Below are 20,989 nucleotides of genomic sequence, written 5' to 3' on the forward strand. Positions count from 1 at the left end.
AGACTATCCGGGTGCGTCCCAAGGCAATCATATCGGCGGAGTGGCTGTACCTCGCCGCGACGCTGCTGCTGATCATAACATCGGCGATGGCGTGGAGCGAGATGGTGGCGCTGTACGGTGCGGGGCTGACCGCGGGCATCACCGCCTTTCTGGTCGGTCTGTATATCCTGCTGATCCTGTGCACGACGCGGGGCGGCAGCCGGGTGGCGCTGGGGCTGCTTGCGGCGCTCACCGTGCTGGGGCTGGTGTCGCTGCTGTATCAGGTCGCCACCGGCGTGCTGGCGATCGGCCTGCTCGGCGTGCTCAACACGGTGCAGGGGCTGTTGACCTTTGCCGGGCTGGTGCTGCTGTTCCGGCCCAATGCGCGCGCCTGGTTCCGGGCCCGGGCGGAGGCTGTGGCATGACGATGAAGCACGTGATCCTGCGCGGGCTGGCCGCCACCGCGCTGCTGTTGCCGGTCGCGGCGCAGGCGCAGGCCTATAGCTGCTCCGCGCCGCAGGCGCCGCAGCGTATCCGGCCCGACCTGCCCACCGACAAGCAGCCACGCCGCGTGGTTCCCATCGGCAGCTATACGCTGGCGATCACCTGGAGCCCGCAATATTGCCGGGATCATGGCGATGGCGGGTCGTTTCAATGCGGCTCGGCCAACCGCTTCGGCTTCACGCTGCATGGGCTTTGGCCCGACGGCAAGGGGGCGACGTGGCCGCAATATTGCCGCCCGACCGGGCTGATCCCGGCTGCGGTGGTTCGCCGGCATATCTGTGCGACCCCGTCGGCGCAGTTGATGCAGCATGAATGGGCCAAGCATGGCACCTGCATGAGCGGGTACAGCCCGGCGCGCTACTTCCGCCAGTCCAATGCGCTCTACGGGCGGCTGCGCTATCCGGACATGGAGGCGCTGTCGCGGCGCGAGCTGACCGCGGGGGGCTTTGCGCAGGCGATGGCGCGGGCCAACCCGGGCCTGAGGGCGGACATGATGCGGGTCACCGCCACGCGCGACGGCTGGCTGGACGAATTGTGGATCTGCCTCGACACCGCATTCCGCTACACGCGCTGCCCGGCGCATCAGGGCGGGGTCAGCCCCTCATCGTCGCTCAGAATCTGGCGCGGCGGACGCTGACCGACCGGCTCACCCCTCCAGCACGACGCCGGCGGGGTGATGCTTGTCCAGATGGCGCCTGATGATGCGCAGGTTGCGGGTGTTCGACCGGAAATAGATGTCGGCCGCGTCGCCGACGAACGGCACCAGGCCCAACACGGCGTCGAAGCCGACATTGCCCATCATCCGCGCCATCTGGAACCTGGACAACCCCAGGTTGCGCGCTTCCCAAACCAGCCAGCTACCCATGGCCGCCGCGATGACGTCACCGACCACCGGGATCAGGCCGACGATCGCGTCGAGCCCGACCGGACGGTTGATGCCGGGAATGACGAACATCCGCTCTAGCACCGCCTCCAGCGCCTCGATCCGGCGCCGGACCGAAGCCACGTCGCGACCCATGGGAAGGCTGTCGAAGATGCGGGGATCGATGCGTGCGGTCATGACGATCAATTGGTGTCGGCACGCAGCCGGTTCAATGGATGCCAGGCGCGCGCATTGGGTTGCCATTGCCGCAGTCGCGATGCCACCAGCGACCAGCGCAGTGGGCGTGCCAGCGGGATAAAGGCCGCGTCCTGGTTCATCGCGATATCGGCAGCGGCAAGCGCCTGTGCCCTGTCGCCAAGCGTCGGGGCCAGCCGCGCCTGTTCCAGCGCCGCTTGCGCCGCCTCGCTGCACGGGCGGCAGGCGGTGGCGAGATACCAGCGTGCGCTGTCATACGGCGCCACCGCATCCACCAGTCGCAGATCGGCCGGCTCGGCCGGTTTGACCCGGACGCTGACGATGCCGATCGCCTGCAAGGTCGCGGCGATCTGCGCATAAAGCAGCCGGGTGCCCGGCGCGTCGGGAAGGGCGATTGCCAGCCGCACCGGACTACCCCAGCCGGCGACCCGCGTGCGTGCATCGGCGCGGCGCTGGTCCAGCGTTTGCAGCGACCAGCCAGGCACTTGCGGCGGCGCGCCCGAGTCCAGCGCCTCGGGCAGCAGCCTGTCCATCGGCTCCCACCCGCGCGCCAGGCTCGCCACCAGCGTCGCCCTGTCGAACGCCTGCGACAGCGCCTGACGGTTCGCCGCATCGGCCAGAAAGCCTTCGCGCCGCACCACCGCCAGCCCGAACAGACCGGCCGCCGGATCGAGCCGCACCGTTGCCGGCGGCGCTCCGCTCAACGCGACGAGCGGCCAGTCGGCGATCGTGCCCCCGCTCACCAGATCCGACTCCCGCCGCCCGAACCGCACCAACGCCAGCGACGCCCGCTCGCCGATCAGCCTGACCTCTTCCTCCGGCGTGGGTGTGGGGCTGTCTTCGGGTTCGGCGCGGGTGGGGTCGGGGATGGGGCGGAGGAGGGGGGCGGCGGAGCGTAGCGCGGAGACGCGCATCGGCCCGGTGCCGCCACCGGCGCGCGAACGGATGATGGCGAGTTCGGGCTGCGCGAACAGCTTGAGCAGATCGGGGCGGGGACGCGCGAGGCGGACCTCGATCACCTGCGGCGTCATCACCACGACCTCGTCGATCGCGGTCAGGAACGGCAGCAGCGCATGATCGGCCGCGGCGCGCAGACGACCCTGCAGGATATCCACCACCTGTTCGGCGGTCACCGGGCGACCATCCGCCCAGCTCGCCTCGCGCAGGCGGAAGATGTAGGAGCCACCATTGTCGGTGACGATCCATCGCTCGGCCAGCCCCGGCTCGATCTGGCCGGCGGCATCGAAGCGCACCAGCCCCTGGGCGGTGGCGTCGACCAGCAGTCGCTGCGGCCAATCGCGGTGACCGGCAGCCGGCGGCTGCCCGATGGCACTGACGATCACCGGGCCGCTGTCACGGCGGCGTTCGCAGCCGGAGGACAAAAGAGCCAGCGCGACCGCAATGGTGCGGACGGCGGGACTCGAACCCGCACTCCATGGGAAGCCGATTTTAAGTCGATGTTTGGGAAGTGCCCGATCTTTCCCTTTTCGACTGAAAAACATACACTTGGCTGCCCTTTTTGGCGGATGAGGGTGGTAGCGATAACCCGCTTTTACCCTCTTGTTCCCGGAATGATTACACAGGATTTACACGGAGTTCGCTTCTCCGAACCCCATGACGCAGTGACCCGCGTCCTTCTGTCCGTCTTCCACAAACGGAGAGCAAGGCAGCGGCGTTCGCACATGTCGCATAATCGCGTGCGGCGCCTACGATCAACCGTATGGCTAACTCGCGTTCCGTCAATTGCCTGTGCCAATAGCGGGTTTTGCAAGTAAGCTATCATGGCTGCGGATCAACAAACATACTATCCTACAACGTGTCTCGGTTTTGTGCCGCATAGGCGGTTAGTGGTGGTGCCGTTGCTGTGATGCCCCTCATTCCGCCGGACGCAAAGAAGCCGTGCACCTCCCTAACCATACATGTCCGGCAACGGCGTTTGCCAGTTTTTACCAAATGTCATCTTTGACAATGGATTAGGATCAGGCACAACGCGATCGGGAGGGCGCTCATTGGGTGGGGTTGAGCTAAAGGACTGGTCCGACTGGATTCGGACCATCACAGCCGTGGCTGCGTTCTTGTTTGCGCCGGCAGGACTCCAAGCCTTGTGGACCAGGCTGCGCCACCGATTTACCGCGATCTGCTACCCCGCTACTGCGTCCCTATCCAAAGGGTCGCACGAGTGGCAAATCGAACTTCGCAACAGATCGTCTACGATGCGACCGTTCAAAGTAGATATATATCCTAAGCAGAAGCGAAATAGAATCAGTTCATTCAAAATTATTACCGAGAATGATGGCGGTATGCTCGTAGATAGCGCCGTACTGGCCCACGGCTGCCTAGTTGTTGATGTAGTTAGGATTGCTCCGGGAAGAAGGCTTTCTATAAAGCTAGTGTTTGATACCGCGGACGTTCCTCGCTTTCATGCAACCACAAACTCAATAACCAGCAGTATAGGTTCACCTGATCGCTACGCGGGCATTCCATCATCTAGATCTTTGGAAGTAGGAAGGAAAAGGGTTCTGGCACTATGCGCAAGTTTCGTGTCGGGCTTTGTAGTTTTGTTTGTTTCGCTATTTTGGCACACCCTTAAGTTTTGACGGAGACACGGTAGATGCCTACTCTGACGGTGAGTGAGTTTTCATGTTTGCGCGAAGCTAACTTCACCTTAGCTCCGGTAAATGTCATTATTGGTCCGCAGGGAAGCGGAAAAAGCGTTACGACAAAACTATTTTACTTCTTTTCCGATATACTTAACAACTCGCTGCAGTATGCGGAGAGAGGTGACAGTATCGAAGACGTTAAACGCCTTCTGACAAAGCAATTTGCTATATGGTTCCCACCTTCTGCTTGGGGAAATGGGCGATTCAACATCAGCTATACCGCAGGTTCTTTTGCTGTGCGCGTGCTACGTCGACGCCTAAATAAGCGCCTGTCAGATGAAGTATCTATAACATTCTCTGACTGGTTTGTTCAGTATTACAGTGCTGCTTCTAAATCATTCAAGGATGTCCGCGAAAAGGTTCTGCTGTCGTATGAGGACAATATATCTGTATCGGCAGTAATAGATCAGGATATGCGGGCGCGGCAGTATGCAATGGACAGGATGCACAAAGCTTTAGGAGATGAGTATCTTTCGCAGCAAACATTTATACCTGCTGGTCGTGCATTCTTTACAAGTATTGGCCGTTTAGTAGCAGGATTTGAACAGGCGGGAAGCTTAGATCCGGTAACTATTAAATTCGCAAAACTTTTTGCGGGCATGAGAGATCGCTCATCTCGGAGGTATGGTAGCGGCATCGCGCATCGTCTGGGAACCGACTTTTTAGAGAGAAGAAGTAGCTTTATGGAAAAGCTATTTGGGGGTCAGGTTGTATTTCAGGACGAAAACGAATTTGTAGAGACAAGTGACGGGCGTAAGATACCATTTACCGCCCTGTCTAGTGGCCAGCAAGAACTACTGCCTATGTGGTCGTTGATAGACTATTTTGGCGAATTGGATGCTTTAAGGAGCGCGAGAAATATAAAACCGCGTAAAGTCCGGGAGCTTATCTATATCGAGGAGCCAGAAGCGCATCTTTTTCCAACCGCACAAAGTCAGTTGATGGAATTCCTTATAGGTTCTGTCGCTTCAGAACGCAATCAGCGCAGCTTGGTTATAACTACGCATAGCCCATATATAATGAGTAAGCTGAACGTTTTCCTCAAAGCTGGGCAGCTATCGAAAAGAAAAAAGCGTAATCAGGACATAAACTCCATCGTTCCTAGAGAATGCTGGTTAATAGAGAAGAACCTTTCTGCTCTTTCAATTCAAGATAACCAAATAGTTAACTTGATTGATGAAGATGGTCTTATTGATGCACGATATCTTGATTGTATATCGGAGGATATTTCCGACCAGTTCTCTGACCTGCTTGCCATTGAGGCGGAACTATAATGGCAAAAAAAGCGAAAGTTTGCTCCGTAAGAAAAAATGACTCCAAGATAAAGATCGAAGAAAACGGTAGAAAAGCCATTTTTCTGAATGAATCACGCGACGAATATACGGTAACTGAGGTAGATGGCTGCCTAATAAATGACGGTATGCGTGCAGACTATTTAATAACCAAGGAAGACAGCTGTTCGGTATTTGTCGAATTGAAGGGCAAGAATGTGGATCATGCTGTCGAACAGCTATTCGCTTCCGTAGAAAGATTGGAAGTTAAGAATATATGCCATAAAAACCTCGGATTTCTGGTGATCTGCAAACGTTTCCCGCGATTTGACACGTTTGTTGCCAAAGCCAAGCAAAAGGCGGCTGCCCGGTATAAAGCAGGCTTTCATGTTGTTTGCGATCGGGGTGAATTTGATATTCATCAAATCGCGGCGATTAACGGCCGAAAGTAAATTGCCTCGCAACGTATACGCTAGCGAGACAGCCGCGTAAGACGTTGTATGTGTCTCATTAGGGTTGACTCTGCGGCTGCGAGACGTTCTAAGGAGATGGTCTAGAGGCTATTGGGACGTTTCGCCTTGTCTACCATCATCGGTTACGCTCGGGTTTCCACGGATGACCAAGATTGTGCCATCCAAGAGGATGCGTTGCGGGCCGCCGGTTGTGGGATCATTCGTTCCGAGCGTCGATCCGGCACAACGGTCGAGGGGCGCATCGAACTCGATACCATCCTTTCGTTCATTCGTTCGGGCGATACGCTTCTGGTAACGCGCGTCGATCGCCTTGCCCGGTCGGTAGCTGATTTGGAGAAGATCGTAGCCACGCTAAAGGATCGCGGCGCTTACCTGCGGGCGACAGAGCAGCCCATCGATACGTCGACGCCTGCCGGGGTGGCCTTCTTACAGATGCTTGGCGTTTTCGCGCAGTTCGAAACCGCGATCCGTCGCGAACGCCAAATGGAAGGTATCAACAAGGCGAAGGCCGCTGGGGTATATAAGGGACGCACACCGTCCGTGGACGTGCAACAGGTAAAAAGCTTACATGCATCGGGTGTCGGCGCTACCGAAATAGCAAAGCGGCTGGCGATTGGACGGGCTAGTGTTTACCGAGCACTGAGCTGTTAAGGTATCGGAATTAGATCGTTACATTACTGGGTAGGTTGTCCCGCAGATTATCAAGCAGCGTACCAGGGCGGTGCCCTAGGGCTTCCGATACAGCGATAAACTCAATTACGTCTAATCGGCGTTCGAAAAGCTCAATTTTGTTAACGAACGAAGGGGGTTTGCCAAGGCGACGAGCCAGTTCGCGTTGACTAACCCCTAGATGGCGACGTTGTGCTGCCAGAGCATCTACCAGCGCCCGATAATCCGGCGAAATCACCCAACCGCGCTGCATCGTCGTGACCGCCTTCCATTAAGGCGGGTAGCTATTTCGATGTTGCCACTGTCCCCATGATGGGGACATAAGCCTTTAGTGGTCGGGCCGTGTGTCCGTTCGAATTGGGGGCGCTATATGCATAAATCGATTTGGATGAAGCTCGCGGTCGCGGCTGCATCATCAGGGTGGCTGCTGACGGGTGTAGCGCACGCCGAAAGCTTGCCCGAATTGTGGAAGCGCCCGGTGAAGGGGACATTCACTAGCGCTAAGACCTCTCTAGCCCTCGAATATTGCATCGGATCGGTAACAAGCGAGCTTGGCAGCCCGCATCTGCTTCATGGAGAGGGTGTTACTGACCTATGGGTAGGACGACCGTTCGCCATCCGCATCGAAGAGGTAGGTAGTGCGCGGAAGGTTAGCTACACGGCATCGGCGGCCTACGATGATCGGGTTGACCGGGCTATCCGGGGCTGCCTGTGAAAAAGGGGATCAAATTTGCCGCCGCCGCCGTGGCAGTCGCTTCGATTGTAGGTACTGGTAGCTATGCGGCTTGGCATTTCAGCGACGTGGAGCGAGCTAAGCGGGATGTAAGGGAACGCCTTGTTGATCCTTCTTCCGCCATTTTCTCCGATGTCGAACGCTGCGACGAGGACGGTAAGCTTCGTTATGTAGCGGGTCTGGTAAATGCCCGGAACAGCATGGGAGGCATGACCGGTAAGCGCCTGTTCCTAGCGCAGGCGATCGGCGGCGGCTTCAATGTTACAGTTGAGTCGGGAAACCTCTACGATAATCCAAATTTGGGCGACACGTTCGCAATGGCCCGTCGCTATGCACTAAGCCATCCGTTGACCTGTGCGCAGATCGAGGCGCGGGCACTGGATCACCATATACGTGGCTTTCCGGGCGCTGTCGAAGACATGCCCTCGGGAGATACGGACGGCGGGGGAATGCGGCTAGATAACCTGACGATAGACGACCTTAACGTATCCGATTTGCCGCCGATGGAGCTGTAAAAGCGATGCTCCTCTATCGGGCAAGCCGTATCGAGGGGGCATCGTTTGCCTGGCGCATAACCCAGTTGCAGCATGTTCTTGCTATGTTCTACCATTGTCGGCGGCGGTGTAGTGCCGCCGCCGGTGAAGGGAAGGGATATGCATCACGATTGCCAGCTTCGAGATGCCGCAAGGGTCATTTACGACGAATGCTATCCAAGCGACGAGTGGACAGCACTGCCGTTCGATGAAGCCGAGCGGTACGGGACAATTCACTATAGGCAGGCTGTAGGGGCCGCTCGAAGGGCAAGAGCTGTCATTGCCGCTCCATATACCCAACTGTCCCTTCCCGACCTTCTATGAGCCGTAGGAAGGGCGAACAGCCGGTAATCAAGCGGTAAGATACGTGGGCACCATCACATCCGGTTGCCTACGCTATCCAGTCAGGCAGCTACTGGTTTGATGCATGGATGGGACAGAAGGCTACACCAATTGCATCGCTGTCGCCTCTAACCGGCATACCTGCTGCTAGGTTGATGGGGATAGCCTATGGCGACCGGATATGCCGCGCCGAGCTAAATGCTTTGTCGCGGGCGTGGATGATAGGCGTCGATGACCTTGCCGCTCGGATCTGAACCACAACTTCGATCGTAGGACAGGGTATGTCTTAGAGGAAGTTCGACACCGAAACTCCGAACCCTTCTCAGCCAAGCCGCCGAGCGATCCTAAGCTCACATGCCCCTGTTTTCGATTATAAGCCTCGTAGGCAACGTATAGCCGGCATGAGGCTGGGCAGACCCCTGCAATCCGGAAAGGCGCTGTATAAGGCTTAAAATCGATTTTTCGATATGAAGACACTTTAGCCGGATTGTGCCTTCCTGCTTGTTGGCGTCAAAATCGTAAAAAGGTTACTCGTATGGAGTGGAGTGGGGGGGAGGAAATAATAATAATGCTATTTTATCTTTAGTGTCGGTTCTACTCCCGTAAATTTTACAAATGAGTTATAAAGGCATTGTTTTGCTAGTTCTGTTTTAGATTCCGGGATTATGATCGAATCATGAACCGGGTAGCATGGAATGCCATGATCTTTCATCAAGCTAGAAATGGCATCAACAATAATGCTGCTTTCTAAATAATGTAAATCTGCCCAACTAATTTCACCTTCTCCCCAGCAATCTAAAATGGGAAGAATATTTACCGCCTTTTCCTTTATTATATTTATAGGAAAACGCTTTTGTAGATCGAAGCCGTGCTTTTCCTTGTGTTCCTTCGTCCAACGGCTTGGAAACCGACCTGCCCCCAGTGCGGCATTAACATAGTCTTTCATGATAGCCCGAGGAACATCTACCCCGCCGTAAAGATCACTGCGGTTAGGGATAGGAAGCTTCTTTATGCTATGTAATATTGTTGCAAAGCAGGCGGAGATGTCGATTTCTGCAACCCTTTCTTTGTTGATGGATAGGCCTTTGCGGTCTTCCTTCGAAAGAGATTGATAGCAATGGCCATAGCCGTAGAGGCGTCCACTCTTATTCCACTTAAAGTAGGATTTGTCGCCAAGATGGAAGATGCGTTGTAATCCGTTAAAATAGGATAAGGGATCGTCATTACCCAATGATAAATGATGTTCGGAAAGAAAACTATTGATAGCGATCATAGTAGAGGACAAAGCCTGAAAGGTAGGATCGTCCCGGTTAATGTACATATTAGCGGCCGGAAACTTCTTCCCTTTAATTCTATACGAGGAGCCTTTCAGCTTGATTGGACATTCTGTCGCGGCGGGGGGAATTAGAGAGGGGCATGTGAAATGATGGATCACATTCTTAGGTGTAAGTCCATCCTTTAGAAGTTGTTCAAGCATTAGCGTTGTTATGCGAATGCGAGTTACAGCTCCCTGATCCCGTCGTAGCCCCTTCCATCCCTTCGTAACATCGATAAAGCCTTTGGCCATTAGGTCATCTAAAACCCGCTTAAAGATCTTGTATCCTATTGGACAGTGCGAGAAACTACCCGACGCCATAGGCCTAAAGCATGATCGTAGCGGCTGGTAAGCTGCTGCACGCAAAAGGTCAAAAATCGTTGCTCCAAGGGCAAGAATGTAAGCTTTAGATGGTGATTTTGAGTTGTCATGTATCATATATGCTAGTCTTTTGACAGAAATGGCGCTTGCAGCGGTGTCGGTACGCGACAGTAAAGTCATGTATATAGAAGGCTGGCTTAATGTAGGAACAATTTGATGCGGATCATTGCCATGTCCTAAAATAATCGACCTTTCGCAATCAATATTGGTGATTGTGCAGTACAATGTTTATTTATCCTTATAAATGTTTATGATATTATTGAAAATACAAGACGTGTTCGAAATTATGTTAACAATGGTCAACATCATTAAAGAAGGAAGAGCTTTGACAGCGCTTACCTGTTCATAAAATGGCAATTTCGACGACGCCGTGCCGAACGTTTGACGTTTAACGTTGCGGTATAACGAAAGCTCACCACCTATGACGGCTTACCAGAAGTAAAATGGCTCTGTATAAGTACTTCAAGGTCAGGCACATAATAGAAGCATCTGTTAGATACTTTAGTGTATCGAGGGCCGAGGCCACGATAGGCTCAGTTACCGAGAGTCTTTGTAGATATGCCGAGAAACAACGCGGCGTCGCGGCGCGAAAGACGACCGTCCGGTGTTGTACGAACTGCATGTGAATCCATCTTGATGCTCTGCCTGTATAGTGCGAGACGCTGGATTGCGTCCGCGACTCGCCTTTGCGAGATTTCGGCGCGGCGGGAAAGTCCTTAGCTTAGGTCTTATCTAAAGACTTCTCGTCACTACTGTACGCCTTTTGTAGGATCGAGCATTGTCTCTAAAGTTTAAGCTAGTGACAAAGTCCGGCATCAAAGCTTTGCTTCCGGGAGGTACTATCCGCGAGCATGGGATCACGGTTACCCGCACGCCGACTGGCGACGTACGCTATAGCGTGAACGTCATGGTGGATGGACAGCGTATCCACCGGGTCATTGGTAAGGAGAGTGAGGGCGTCACTCGGCTACAGGTGGAGCAGGCAATCGAGGCCTTTAGAACCAAGGCGAGGGAAGGGCGCTTGGACCTACCTATGGGGCGGAAGAGTCATCCAACATTCGCCGAATTGGCCCCGGCCTATATCCAGAGACTGGATGAGACCGGCGGAAAAAACATGAAGGCCAAACGTCAGCATGTCGATCAACTGCTAGTACCCTTTTTCGGATCATATCGGGCTGACCGCATAACTACAGCGCTTGTCCAAGATTACACGTCTATGCGGCTAGCACTCGGCTTTAAGCAAGCGACGGTGAACCGCGAGTTGGCAACTCTATCGCACCTGATGCGCCGTATGGCGAAGTGGCAATGGATCAAGCCCGAAAGCCTGCCCGACATAGAAAAAGGCCAAGAACCGCGTAAACCGATTGTCATCCTATCCGATGCCAACATTCAGGCCTTGATGAAGGCTGCTATAGCAGACCACGATCCCCACCTATGGTTGTTTGTAGCGTTCGGCCTAAATACAGCCATGCGGCATAGTGAGATCCTCAGGGTCCGCTACGAAAATATCGACTATGAAACTCGTCGCATTTTCATACCGGAGGCTAAGGCTGGCGAGCGGGAGCAGCCTATTACGCCTGCCCTAGTAGCGTTCCTAAAACGACAGCAGCAGGCCGATGGTGACGGGGCTGTTTGGCTATTTCCAAGCGGACGCTCTCTCGCGAAACAACCCCATAGGATCAGTATGGCAAAGCCCTTCCAGCGGGCAGTCATCCGGGCGGGGTTGCTACCCGACAAGGTTACGCCGCACGTCATGCGACATACTGCCATAACCCGTCTCGTTAAGGCGGGAGTGGACCTGCCGACCGTACAAAGGATCAGTGGGCACAAGACGCTGGCAATGGTGCTTCGCTACGTCCACATACACGGGCAGCATATCGACACAGCCATATCGGCGATCGACAACGCCTTCCCTGATCTGATTACACCGGAATTACACGCGCTTTCGCCGAGGGGGGCGGCTTTGGCGGCGACGATAGCTTAAAGTACAGCAATTGCAGGGGCTTGCTTGTTGGTGCGGACGGCGGGACTCGAACCCGCACTCCATGGGAAGCCGATTTTAAGTCGGCAGCGTCTACCGATTCCGCCACGCCCGCACACGATGTCTGACCAAGACGAGCGCGACGCGCGCGTCAAGCCGTGATCGACATCCATCCGTCACACGTTCAGGCGTGCGCGCATTTCCTTGCCGGGTTTGAAATAGGGTACGCGCTTGGCATCGACGGCGACCTGTTCGCCGGTGCGCGGGTTCCGGCCGGTGCGAGCATCGCGGGGGCGGGTGGAGAAGGCGCCGAAGCCGCGCAGTTCCACGCGACCATTCTCGCTCAAACGCCGAGTGATCGAGTCGAAAAACGTCGTCACGATCAACTCAACTTCGCGCGGCGTGAGTTCCGGATTTTCGCCCGCGATCTTTTGCACCAATTCCGACCGGATCATCGACAACATCCCCTCCGATTATCATCCCCTTATGCAAACGTTATAATGAATAATTTGCTCTGTGAAAATGTCTTCGCATGCAAAAAAAAGCAGGCGCCCTGTGCCATAAAAGCACAAGGCGCCTGCCCTGAGGTAAATTACTTCTGGCCGCGGGCCTTCAGTGCTTCACCCAGAATGTCGCCCAGCGACGCGCCCGAGTCGGACGAGCCGTACTGCGCCACAGCCTGCTTCTCTTCGGCGATCTGCATCGCCTTGACCGAGAAGGTCGGCTTCTTGGAGCGGTCGAAGCCGGTCACCATCGCGTCGAACTTCTGGCCGACCTGGAAGCGCTCGGGGCGCTGCTCGTCACGGTCGCGACCCAGATCGGTACGCTTGATGAAGCCGGTCGAACCATCGTCGCCCGCCTGCACTTCGAGGCCCGCGTCGCGGACTTCGAGAACGGTGACGGTGATGACCTGGTTCTTGCCAAGGCGGTCGCCGGCGGCTGCCGGGCTGCCGACGACGGGGCCGCCACGCTCGAGCTGCTTCATGCCGAGCGAGATGCGCTCCTTCTCCGGATCGATGTCGAGCACGATCGCCTGAACGCTCTCACCCTTGCGGTGCAGCGCCAGCGCGTCCTCACCAGAGACGCCCCAGGCGATGTCGGACATGTGGACCATGCCGTCGACATCGTTGTCCAGGCCGATGAACAGGCCGAACTCGGTCGCGTTCTTGACTTCGCCCTCGACGGTCGAGCCGATCGGGTGCGCGGCGGCGAACGCCTCCCACGGATTGGCCTGTGCCTGCTTCAGGCCCAGCGAGATGCGGCGCTTGTCCTGATCGACCTCAAGCACCACCACGTCCACTTCCTGCGAAGTCGACACGATCTTGCCCGGATGGACGTTCTTCTTGGTCCAGGACATTTCCGACACGTGGACCAGGCCCTCGATGCCCGGCTCCAGCTCGACGAACGCACCATATTCGGTGATGTTCGTGACGCGGCCCGACAGCTTGGCGCCGACCGGGTACTTCGCGCTCGCGCCGTCCCACGGATCGCTCTCGAGCTGCTTCATGCCCAACGAGATGCGCTGCGTGTCCTTGTTGATGCGGATGATCTGCACCTTCACCGTGTCGCCGATGTTGATCATCTCGGACGGGTGATTGACGCGCTTGTAGCTGAGGTCGGTGACGTGCAGCAGGCCGTCGATGCCGCCGAGATCAACGAACGCACCGTAATCGGTGATGTTCTTGACGACGCCCTCGATGATCTGACCCTCGGCGAGGCTCTGGATGAGGCCCGAACGCTGCTCGGCGCGGGTTTCTTCGAGAACGGCGCGACGCGACACGACGATGTTGCCGCGCTTGCGGTCCATCTTCAGGATCTGGAAGGGCTGCGGAATGTCCATCAGCGGGGTGACGTCGCGCACGGGGCGGATGTCGACCTGGCTGCCGGGGAGGAAGGCCACCGCGCCGTTCAGGTCGACGGTGAAGCCGCCCTTCACGCGGCCGAAGATCACGCCCTCGACACGGGCCGACTTCGAGAATTCGAGTTCCAGCTTGTCCCATGCGGCTTCGCGGCGGGCGCGATCGCGGCTGAGCATCGCTTCGCCATGCATGTTCTCGACGCGGTCGACATAGACTTCGACTTCGTCACCGACCTTCAGATCGGCCTTCTGGCCGGGGGCGGCGAACTCGCGGAGCGGCACGCGGCCTTCGGACTTCAAGCCGACGTCGATGACGGCGAGGTCGTTTTCGATCGCGGTCACGGTGCCGTGCACGACGCGACCCTCGAAGCTGTCGGCGCCGCCGAACATGTCATCGAGCATCGCCGCGAAATCGTCGCGGGTGGGCTGTACCTGGGTTGCCATAAGGGTTTAACGTTCCTGGTTGGTCGTTTCCGGCCAAGCGGTTGGTTCCGCTGGTCTTGGCCACAAACTGCCGCGCCGGCCCCATGCCGATGCGGCATCCATACGGACCGTTTTCCCGCAAAGGCCCGCACCGACGATCATTCGGTCATCAATGCGAAAATGGCGCGTGGGGCCATGCCCGACGCGCCTGCCTCCGCGAGTCCGAGCCCGCAGGATGCCATTGATATACGTCAAATCGGAACCCGGGGCAAGGTCGGCCCCGGCGTGGCTCAGGCGTCGGCGGCGCGGGCGGCGAGGCGGGCCTCGACCAGGGCGATGGCGCGGGCGACGGAGGCGTCGATCGTCAGGTTGCTGGTGTCGAGCGCGGCGGCGTCGGCGGCCTGGGTGAGGGGGGCGGTGGCGCGGGCGCTGTCGCGGGCGTCGCGGGCCCGGATGTCGGCAAGCACCTGGTCGAAGCTCGCCTCGCTGCCGCGGCCGGTAAGTTCGGCGTGGCGGCGGCGGGCGCGCACCTGGGGACTGGCCTTCACGAACAGCTTGGCATCGGCGTCGGGCGCGATGACGGTGCCGATGTCGCGCCCGTCGAGGATCGCGCCACCGGGCTGATGCGCGAACCGCTTCTGCCGCTGGAGAAGGGCCGCGCGGACCAGCGGATGCGCCGACACGATCGAGGCGAGTTGCCCGGTTTCGTCATCGCGCAGGGACGGATCGGCCAGCGTCAGTTCGTCGAAGTCGCAGGCGGCGACCGCATCCGCCTCGCGCGAGGGGTCGAGATCGAGCCGGCGAACGGTGGCGGCGACCGCCCGGTAGAGCAGCCCGGTATCCAGATGTGGCAAGCCGAAATGGCGGGCGAGCGCCTTGGCGATCGTTCCCTTGCCGCTGGCGGCGGGTCCATCGACGGCAATGATCATGCGTCCGTTCCCATCAGGCGATCGAGGGTGGCGAAGAAGATCGGGTAGCTGGTGCCGACCGGGGCGGCATCGTCCAGCGTGATTGCCGCTCGCGCATGAAGCGCCGCGACCGTCATGCTCATCGCGATGCGGTGGTCGAGCCTGGTGGCGATGGTCGCGCCGCCGGGCAGGGGATCGCCGCCCGATCCGTCGACAGCAAGGCCATCCTCGAACTCGCGCGTGGTGACCCCGCAGGCGTTCAGGGCGGCGGCCATGGTGGCGATGCGGTCCGACTCCTTGACGCGCAGTTCGTGTGCGCCGCGCGCCACGGTGGTGCCGGTCGCAAAGGCGGCGGCGACGAACAGCACGGGATATTCGTCGATCATGCTCGGCGTCAGTTCGGGCGGCACCTCGATCGCGGTCAGGCTCGCATGGCGGACGCGCAGATCGGCCACCGGCTCGCCGCCGACGGTGCGCGGCGCGATCTCGGTGATGTCGGCGCCCATCATCCTCAGCGCGGTGATGATACCGGTGCGCGTCGGGTTCATGCCGACATTGGTGATGGTGATGTCCGATCCCGGCACGACCGAGCCAGCGACGAGCCAGAATGCGGCGGACGAGGGATCGCCCGGGACGGTGATCGCCTGCGGACGCAGTTCCGCCTGCCCGCGGATCGCGATGCGCTTGCCCTCCGGCATATCCTCCACGGTCAGGTCCGCGCCGAAGCCGCGCAGCATGCGCTCGCTATGATCGCGCGTCGCGATCGGCTCGATCACTTCGGTCACGCCGGGCGTGTTGAGCCCGGCGAGCAGGATCGCCGACTTCACCTGGGCGGAGGCGACGGGCAGCGTGTAGCGGATCGGCACCGCCGGTGCGATCCCGCGCACCATCAGCGGCAGGCGCCCGCCGGGCGTGTCCGAGAAGCTGGCGCCCATCGCGGCCAGCGGCTCGATCACCCGGCCCATCGGGCGTGCGGAGAGCGAAGCGTCGCCAACAAAGGTGGCGGTGATCGGATGGGAGGCGACCAGTCCCATCAGCAGCCGGGTCGAGGTGCCGGAATTGCCCATGTCGAGCGCGCCCGCCGGCTGGAGCAGCCCGCCGACGCCGACGCCGTGGATACGCCAGGTGCCGCTGTCCTCGCGCACGATGTCCGCCCCCATCGCCCGCATCGCGGCGGCGGTGGCGAGCACATCCTCGCCCTCCAGCAGGCCGTCGACGCGGCTTTCACCGATCGCCAGCGCGGAGAGCATGAGCGAGCGATGGCTGATCGACTTGTCGCCGGGCACCGCGACGGTGCCGTTCAAGGGGCCGCGGGATGCGATCGTGCGGGGTTGCGAAGAAGAATGCGCCATGGGCGCGGGCTTTTGACAGCCGCCTTGCGCTATGGCAAGGCGCGCACCAGTTCGTGGGGGAACCTCCCGCGAAATCCCAATCCGAAAGGTGTTGAACGGCATGATCAAGCCGGAATGGGGCACGAAGCGTACGTGCCCGAAATGCGCGACGCGTTTCTACGACCTCGAAAAGGACGATCCCGTCACCTGCATCAACTGCGGTACGCAGTGGGAGCCGGAACCGATCCTGAAGTCCAAGCAGCCGCTGCCCTTCGAGCAGGCCAAGCCCGATGCCAAGCCCGATTCCGATCTGGGCGGGGACGACGAGGATCTGGACATCACCGGTGAGGACGAAGAGCCCTCGGCCGACGACGAGGTCGATCTGGGCGGTGACGACGATCTGGGCGTCGAGGCGTCCAAGGAAGACGACGAGCATTGATCGACCGATATCGCGGTTGATCCGCGATAATTGTGGATAACTTGGCAGGCGCCCCGAAAGGGCGCTTGCCAAGATCGGGCGGCCCCGCTACTGGGCTGCCTCCCGGACGGATAAGGGGCCGTAGCTCAGCTGGGAGAGCGTCGCAATGGCATTGCGAAGGTCAGGGGTTCGATCCCCCTCGGCTCCACCATCCCGACCGTCCGACCATATCTTCGCGTGGTTCCGCGCGAAACCGGGGCCGTAGCTCAGCTGGGAGAGCGTCGCAATGGCATTGCGAAGGTCAGGGGTTCGATCCCCCTCGGCTCCACCATTCCAATCCTGACCCGATCCGGCACGCGACGACCCATGGCGGTGATGCCGCACGGCGGCTGTCGCGCCGCAATGCGTGCAAGTTGCTGCAATACCCCGACAATTATTCTCGTCGAAATGGTTGCGCAGCATGACCCGATGGGATTATCCGCACATCCATGGCTGGACCTGTGTGGAACGACACCACCGCTACGCCGATTGACGATGCAGCGATCGACCCTTCGCTTCCGCGGCGATATCTGACGCTGATCGCAGAGGTGACCGACCGATTGATGGGCGCGGACGATCCCGCCCGGATGATCGACGAACTTTTCGAGCTGATCCGTACCGAATTGCGACTGGACGTCTTCTTCAACTATCGGTTGGAGGGCGATCGCCTGGTCCTGGAGGCGCATGGCGGGCTGACGGCGCAGGAGGCCGATCACGGCCGCGAACTGGCCTTGGGGCAGGCGGTGTGCGGCTGTGCGGCCAGCACGCGGAAGGCCATTCACGCGGTCGGCGTGCAGCGGTCGAGCGACTCGCTCTATGACTTCGTGCGCGACCTGGGACTGGACGCTTATGCCTGTGCGCCGCTCATCCATGGCAGCGACCTGCTGGGCACGCTGGGCTTCGGCCGGCGCTGGGCGGATCGGTTCACCGAGGACGAACTGCGGTTCCTCCACACGATCTGCCACTATGTCGCCTTGGCCAAGCATCGCCTGCGCATCGAGGAAGCGTTGCGGGCCGGTATCGAGACGCAGGCGCGGTTGCTGGAGGAGTTGAACCACCGGGTGCGCAATGCGCTTCAGGTGGCGATCGGGCTGGTGGCGGTCGATGCACGCGCCCAGGCCGACCAGCCGGCGCGGGCGGCGCTCGACCGGGCGACCGAGCGGTTGCAGGTGCTGGCAAGCGCCCATCGCCCGCTCTACGACACGGTCGGGCTGGGCGAGGTCGATCTGGCGGCGCTGTTTACCGGGGTTTTCCAGCAGGTGCATGGCGCGGAGGCGGGCATTTCGGTGGCCGGGCGGTTCGAGGCGCCGGTGGAACAGGCCGCGGCGGCGGCGCTGCTTTTCCACGCGCTGTTGAAGCGGCATGGCGACAAACCACGGATAAGCGTCGGCCCCAGCGGGAACGAAGCCATGCGCCTGTCGTTTGACGGCGCTATGTGGGGGCTAGATACCTTGTCCGGTGCGGACGACCGGATGTTCGCCGGCTTGCGGCATCAGGTGCGCGCCGACGTTCATGCCGAAGGTGACGACCGGCTGGTCGTCGTGATGCCCTATGCCGATCGCGGCTGATCTGATGACCGACACGCGGACGCTCGACCTGTTGGTGATCGAAGACGAGGCGCTGGTCGCGATGCTGGTCGAGGATGCGTTGACGCTGCACGGGCACCGGGTGGTCGGCATCGCCGATACCGTTGCCAGCGCGCTCGACCTGGCGGAGCAGGACCGGCCCGATCTGGTGGTGTGCGACGTGAAGCTGGCCGATGGCGACAGCGGGATTACGGCGGCCACGGCGCTGGCCGATCGGGGCGTGCCGTGCATATTCCTCAGCGGCAATTGTCCGGCGGATGGGGGCCATCCGCTGATCATCGGCTGCGTCGCCAAGCCGTTCCATACCGGCAGCCTGGGCGCGGCCGTGCAGGCCGCCTACGCCATCGCACGGGGTGAGACGCCGGAACAGGTGCCCGCCGCCTTGCGGCTTTATCGCGAACTTCCCGCCTGAGCGCCCTGCGGCAGGGGAATGGTGATCGTGCAGGAAAGGCCGCGCGCATGCAGGTCCAGCGTGCATTCGGCCTGCAACTCATAGGGTAGCAGCTCCTCGATCAGTTCGGTGCCGAACCCCGGCGGTCCGGGCGGGGGCAGGGGGTCGATCACGCTTTCCTGCCAGTGCAGCGTCAGCATCTCGCCGGCGGTCCAGCGCACCGACAACCGCCCGCCGTCCTGTCCCATCGCGCCGAACTTTACTGCATTGGTGGTCAGTTCATGGATGGCGAGGCCGAGGCGTTCCGCGATCCGCGGCGGCAGGCAGACCCTGGGACCGCTGACGCTGACCCGGTCGCCGGGTTGCACGCGCAGTTCGTCGTCGACGATCGCGTGCAGGTCGATGGCGTCGTCGGTGCCATAGGTCATCAGCGCCTGGATACGGGTAAAGGCGTTCAGGCGCCCGTCCAGATGATCCCAGGCCTCGCCGTCGCTGCTGCGCGTCCGCCGCGCGATCGAGCGGACGACGGCCAGCATGTTGCGGACGTGATGCTGATGATCGACGCGGGGTTGCGGCGTCGCGATGGTGGTCGCGTGCGTCGGCGATGTTCCCCAGCATGGTGCGGGGACCAGTGCGACCAAAGGCTCAGGATCGCCGGCAACCGGACAGGCGAACAGGCGGAAGGGTTGTGGCCAGCCTTCCACCATCACGGTCAGCGGATTGCGCATGCCCATCTGGAGGAAGCGGGGCGATACGCCGGACAGCGGCGTTCCCGGCCAGACGGCCAGACCGGTGCGGCGGCAGAAGGCGGCATTGACCTCGCGCACCACCGGGATGCCGTCGACGCCGTAACCGACCACGCAGCGGGGATCGTCGCCATCCGCGACCCCCTCGACCAGCCGGACGATGAGCGCGGTAGCGGCCGGCGTGAAGCTGTCCGCGAACAGCCAGACCGTTTGCGACGTGGCCCCAGGCGAAACCACCAATAAGGCGCGGTCGATCGAACCCTCGGGCCGGAAAGCTGCCGGTTCCGCCGCTTCGGCGGCCAGTAGTCCGCATCGGTCGGGCAGGCGCGGCGGGGTGACGCCGTCCGCCGGGCGCCATGGGCCGGCATGGGCGATCCACCCCGGCTCAGGTCTGTCCGCCGCCACCGCAACCGACTCCGCCAGTCCCGACCGGGCGATCTGATCGACCAGCACCTGCCAGAGATCCGCGCCCTCCGCCTCGGCACGCGCCAGCACGCGCCATGTCCTGGCTTCGGGGGATGGACCGGGCTGGAGGCGCAGCGTTTCAGTCATTGGCGTCCAGATGCGCTCCTTCGCGGTCGAGATGGAGGTAGTTCTGGTTGAAGAGAGCCAGTTGGCACAAGGCCCCGAGGTCCGGTATCTCCACCTGCTTGCCCTTCCAGTGGACGAGGCCGCGCCCGCGCAGTTCCTGCAAGGTGCGGTTGACGTGGACGGAGGTCATGCCGGTCGCTTCTGCCAGGTCGTTCTGGGTAATCGGGCAGAAGAAGCTGGTGTCGTCGTTCAGGCCGACGCCGCGGATGCGGAAAAAGAGTTCGCAGATCAGGTGCGAGATCCGCTCCAGCGCGTTGCGCTGGCCGAGATTGACCGTCCATTCGCGCTGGATCGCGGCGGCGACGAGCGAATCCCACCACAGCGCCTGCACGATGCGCGGGCGCTCGGTCACCTGTTCGAAGGTATCGCGCGGGATTTCGCAGAAGGTCAGCGGGGTGAGCGCGGCGATGGAATGGTCCATCTCGCGCAGCAGATAGATGTTCAGGTCGCACAGGTCGCCGGGCAGGAAGAACGAGATGATCTGCCGCCGGCCATCCTCCAGCATCTTGTAGCGGAACGCCCAGCCATCGAGCATCAGGTTGATCGCGCGTGGTTTTTCGCCTTCGCGAACCAGGTCGCGACGGGCCGAGAGCCGGCGGATGCCGGTGCTGGCCAATTCGTCGAGTATCGTGCGGTCCGAGCCGGACAGTCGCGTGAACTGTTCCAGCTTCCGGATCAGTGGGTTATTCATGGTGGGTCCCTTCACGATCGATCATGAAGGGCACAGAAACTGCCGCTCGTACATAGGTTAATGGCTTGGGAATGAACTGAAATGCGCG

Annotated in this window: 20 protein-coding genes and 3 tRNA genes; 12 read left to right on the forward strand and 11 right to left on the reverse strand. The window is 60.0% G+C overall.

Annotated features, from left to right (window positions below; genetic code table 11):
* Positions 1 to 11: 11 nt before the first annotated feature.
* Both GQR91_RS12480 and GQR91_RS12485 read left to right on the forward strand, forming a co-directional pair.
* Complete coding sequence (locus GQR91_RS12480; protein WP_112382316.1) at positions 12 to 404, forward strand: hypothetical protein; 393 nt, start codon at positions 12 to 14, stop codon at positions 402 to 404.
* Positions 405 to 406: 2 nt separating this feature from the next.
* Positions 407 to 1,120 (forward strand): ribonuclease T2 family protein, encoded by a 714-nt coding sequence (locus GQR91_RS12485; RefSeq protein WP_149681958.1) that lies wholly within the window; start codon positions 407 to 409, stop codon positions 1,118 to 1,120.
* Positions 1,121 to 1,129: 9 nt separating this feature from the next.
* Here GQR91_RS12485 and GQR91_RS12490 read toward each other — a convergent pair whose 3' ends face one another.
* Both GQR91_RS12490 and GQR91_RS12495 read right to left on the reverse strand, forming a co-directional pair.
* The gene (locus GQR91_RS12490; protein ID WP_149681524.1) at positions 1,130 to 1,543 is read right to left on the reverse strand and encodes a DUF4112 domain-containing protein; all 414 of its coding nucleotides are present in this window, start codon (positions 1,541 to 1,543) and stop codon (positions 1,130 to 1,132) included.
* A 5-nt stretch (positions 1,544 to 1,548) separates the two neighbouring features.
* Positions 1,549 to 2,904, reverse strand: a complete 1,356-nt coding sequence (locus GQR91_RS12495) for an ABC transporter substrate-binding protein (RefSeq protein ID WP_235903898.1) — start codon at positions 2,902 to 2,904, stop codon at positions 1,549 to 1,551.
* Between the two features lie 1,268 nt (positions 2,905 to 4,172).
* Here GQR91_RS12495 and GQR91_RS12500 point away from each other — a divergent pair.
* From GQR91_RS12500 to GQR91_RS12510, 3 genes are all read left to right on the forward strand, one after another.
* Complete coding sequence (locus tag GQR91_RS12500) at positions 4,173 to 5,495, forward strand: AAA family ATPase (protein ID WP_149681522.1); 1,323 nt, start codon at positions 4,173 to 4,175, stop codon at positions 5,493 to 5,495.
* Positions 5,495 to 5,944, forward strand: coding sequence for a hypothetical protein (locus tag GQR91_RS12505; RefSeq protein WP_149681521.1), 450 nt, complete (start codon positions 5,495 to 5,497; stop codon positions 5,942 to 5,944). Before GQR91_RS12500 ends, GQR91_RS12505 begins: the two co-directional genes overlap by 1 nt.
* Before the next feature lie 126 nt (positions 5,945 to 6,070).
* Positions 6,071 to 6,616 (forward strand): recombinase family protein, encoded by a 546-nt coding sequence (locus tag GQR91_RS12510; RefSeq protein ID WP_149681520.1) that lies wholly within the window; start codon positions 6,071 to 6,073, stop codon positions 6,614 to 6,616.
* A 10-nt stretch (positions 6,617 to 6,626) separates the two neighbouring features.
* Here the strand turns inward: GQR91_RS12510 and GQR91_RS19935 are convergent, their stop codons facing one another.
* Positions 6,627 to 6,887 carry a helix-turn-helix domain-containing protein gene (locus GQR91_RS19935; protein WP_149681519.1) on the reverse strand — a complete coding sequence of 87 codons (261 nt, stop codon included), beginning with the start codon at positions 6,885 to 6,887 and terminating at the stop codon, positions 6,627 to 6,629.
* A 458-nt stretch (positions 6,888 to 7,345) separates the two neighbouring features.
* Here GQR91_RS19935 and GQR91_RS12520 point away from each other — a divergent pair, with 458 nt between their 5' ends.
* On the forward strand, positions 7,346 to 7,882 hold the full coding sequence (locus GQR91_RS12520) for a hypothetical protein (protein ID WP_149681518.1): 537 nt from the start codon (positions 7,346 to 7,348) through the stop codon (positions 7,880 to 7,882).
* A gap of 931 nt (positions 7,883 to 8,813) precedes the next feature.
* On the opposite strand, the gene GQR91_RS12525 is transcribed toward GQR91_RS12520, so the two are convergent.
* On the reverse strand, positions 8,814 to 10,163 hold the full coding sequence (locus tag GQR91_RS12525; RefSeq protein WP_149681516.1) for a hypothetical protein: 1,350 nt from the start codon (positions 10,161 to 10,163) through the stop codon (positions 8,814 to 8,816).
* Between the two features lie 574 nt (positions 10,164 to 10,737).
* Here GQR91_RS12525 and GQR91_RS12530 point away from each other — a divergent pair.
* Positions 10,738 to 11,922 carry a tyrosine-type recombinase/integrase gene (locus GQR91_RS12530; RefSeq protein WP_235903897.1) on the forward strand — a complete coding sequence of 395 codons (1,185 nt, stop codon included), beginning with the start codon at positions 10,738 to 10,740 and terminating at the stop codon, positions 11,920 to 11,922.
* 28 nt (positions 11,923 to 11,950) lie between these two features.
* On the opposite strand, the gene GQR91_RS12535 is transcribed toward GQR91_RS12530, so the two are convergent.
* The 5 genes from GQR91_RS12535 to aroA form a co-directional block, all read right to left on the reverse strand.
* A tRNA-Leu gene (locus GQR91_RS12535) sits at positions 11,951 to 12,034 on the reverse strand.
* Positions 12,035 to 12,095: 61 nt separating this feature from the next.
* A complete protein-coding gene (locus GQR91_RS12540; RefSeq protein WP_149681514.1) occupies positions 12,096 to 12,374 on the reverse strand; it encodes an integration host factor subunit beta in 279 nt (92 codons plus the stop codon).
* Positions 12,375 to 12,511: 137 nt separating this feature from the next.
* Positions 12,512 to 14,221 (reverse strand): 30S ribosomal protein S1, encoded by a 1,710-nt coding sequence (rpsA, locus tag GQR91_RS12545; RefSeq protein ID WP_112382313.1) that lies wholly within the window; start codon positions 14,219 to 14,221, stop codon positions 12,512 to 12,514.
* Between the two features lie 269 nt (positions 14,222 to 14,490).
* Positions 14,491 to 15,129: a (d)CMP kinase gene (locus GQR91_RS12550; protein ID WP_149681513.1), complete on the reverse strand. Its 639-nt coding sequence runs from the start codon at positions 15,127 to 15,129 to the stop codon at positions 14,491 to 14,493.
* Positions 15,126 to 16,460, reverse strand: coding sequence for a 3-phosphoshikimate 1-carboxyvinyltransferase (aroA, locus tag GQR91_RS12555; RefSeq protein WP_149681512.1), 1,335 nt, complete (start codon positions 16,458 to 16,460; stop codon positions 15,126 to 15,128). The genes GQR91_RS12550 and aroA overlap by 4 nt, the downstream gene beginning before the upstream one ends.
* A gap of 100 nt (positions 16,461 to 16,560) precedes the next feature.
* Here aroA and GQR91_RS12560 point away from each other — a divergent pair, with 100 nt between their 5' ends.
* From GQR91_RS12560 to GQR91_RS12580, 5 genes are all read left to right on the forward strand, one after another.
* Positions 16,561 to 16,878, forward strand: coding sequence for a TIGR02300 family protein (locus GQR91_RS12560; RefSeq protein WP_112382623.1), 318 nt, complete (start codon positions 16,561 to 16,563; stop codon positions 16,876 to 16,878).
* A gap of 114 nt (positions 16,879 to 16,992) precedes the next feature.
* Positions 16,993 to 17,068: transfer RNA gene (locus GQR91_RS12565), tRNA-Ala, on the forward strand.
* A 44-nt stretch (positions 17,069 to 17,112) separates the two neighbouring features.
* Positions 17,113 to 17,188, forward strand: a tRNA-Ala gene (locus GQR91_RS12570).
* Between the two features lie 157 nt (positions 17,189 to 17,345).
* The gene (locus GQR91_RS19795; RefSeq protein WP_149681511.1) at positions 17,346 to 18,464 is read left to right on the forward strand and encodes a histidine kinase dimerization/phosphoacceptor domain -containing protein; all 1,119 of its coding nucleotides are present in this window, start codon (positions 17,346 to 17,348) and stop codon (positions 18,462 to 18,464) included.
* Positions 18,465 to 18,468: 4 nt separating this feature from the next.
* On the forward strand, positions 18,469 to 18,894 hold the full coding sequence (locus GQR91_RS12580; protein WP_160146739.1) for a response regulator: 426 nt from the start codon (positions 18,469 to 18,471) through the stop codon (positions 18,892 to 18,894).
* Here GQR91_RS12580 and GQR91_RS12585 read toward each other — a convergent pair.
* The gene (locus tag GQR91_RS12585) at positions 18,873 to 20,171 is read right to left on the reverse strand and encodes a sensor histidine kinase (protein WP_149681510.1); all 1,299 of its coding nucleotides are present in this window, start codon (positions 20,169 to 20,171) and stop codon (positions 18,873 to 18,875) included. The genes GQR91_RS12580 and GQR91_RS12585 overlap by 22 nt on opposite strands.
* Entirely contained in the window at positions 20,164 to 20,901 is a 738-nt protein-coding gene (locus tag GQR91_RS12590; RefSeq protein ID WP_112382307.1) for a Crp/Fnr family transcriptional regulator, read from the reverse strand. Before GQR91_RS12590 ends, GQR91_RS12585 begins: the two co-directional genes overlap by 8 nt.
* Between the last annotated feature and the right edge of the window lie 88 nt (positions 20,902 to 20,989).

Origin of the sequence: Sphingomonas carotinifaciens (assembly GCF_009789535.1) — a bacterium.
Taxonomy (GTDB): Bacteria; Pseudomonadota; Alphaproteobacteria; order Sphingomonadales; family Sphingomonadaceae; genus Sphingomonas; species Sphingomonas carotinifaciens.

What these genes read in the sequence shown, in the direction of transcription:
- GQR91_RS12485 (WP_149681958.1), top strand. Translation starts at nt 407, where the DNA reads ATGAAGCACGTGATCCTGCGCGGGCTGGCCGCCACCGCGCTGCTGTTG.
- GQR91_RS12490 (WP_149681524.1), bottom strand. Translation starts at nt 1,543, where the DNA reads ATGACCGCACGCATCGATCCCCGCATCTTCGACAGCCTTCCCATGGGT.
- GQR91_RS12500 (WP_149681522.1), top strand. Translation starts at nt 4,173, where the DNA reads ATGCCTACTCTGACGGTGAGTGAGTTTTCATGTTTGCGCGAAGCTAAC.
- GQR91_RS12505 (WP_149681521.1), top strand. Translation starts at nt 5,495, where the DNA reads ATGGCAAAAAAAGCGAAAGTTTGCTCCGTAAGAAAAAATGACTCCAAG.
- GQR91_RS19935 (WP_149681519.1), bottom strand. Translation starts at nt 6,887, where the DNA reads ATGCAGCGCGGTTGGGTGATTTCGCCGGATTATCGGGCGCTGGTAGAT.
- GQR91_RS12540 (WP_149681514.1), bottom strand. Translation starts at nt 12,374, where the DNA reads ATGATCCGGTCGGAATTGGTGCAAAAGATCGCGGGCGAAAATCCGGAA.
- rpsA (WP_112382313.1), bottom strand. Translation starts at nt 14,221, where the DNA reads ATGGCAACCCAGGTACAGCCCACCCGCGACGATTTCGCGGCGATGCTC.
- GQR91_RS12550 (WP_149681513.1), bottom strand. Translation starts at nt 15,129, where the DNA reads ATGATCATTGCCGTCGATGGACCCGCCGCCAGCGGCAAGGGAACGATC.
- aroA (WP_149681512.1), bottom strand. Translation starts at nt 16,460, where the DNA reads ATGGCGCATTCTTCTTCGCAACCCCGCACGATCGCATCCCGCGGCCCC.
- GQR91_RS12560 (WP_112382623.1), top strand. Translation starts at nt 16,561, where the DNA reads ATGATCAAGCCGGAATGGGGCACGAAGCGTACGTGCCCGAAATGCGCG.
- GQR91_RS19795 (WP_149681511.1), top strand. Translation starts at nt 17,346, where the DNA reads ATGGCTGGACCTGTGTGGAACGACACCACCGCTACGCCGATTGACGAT.
- GQR91_RS12580 (WP_160146739.1), top strand. Translation starts at nt 18,469, where the DNA reads ATGACCGACACGCGGACGCTCGACCTGTTGGTGATCGAAGACGAGGCG.
- GQR91_RS12585 (WP_149681510.1), bottom strand. Translation starts at nt 20,171, where the DNA reads ATGACTGAAACGCTGCGCCTCCAGCCCGGTCCATCCCCCGAAGCCAGG.
- GQR91_RS12590 (WP_112382307.1), bottom strand. Translation starts at nt 20,901, where the DNA reads ATGAATAACCCACTGATCCGGAAGCTGGAACAGTTCACGCGACTGTCC.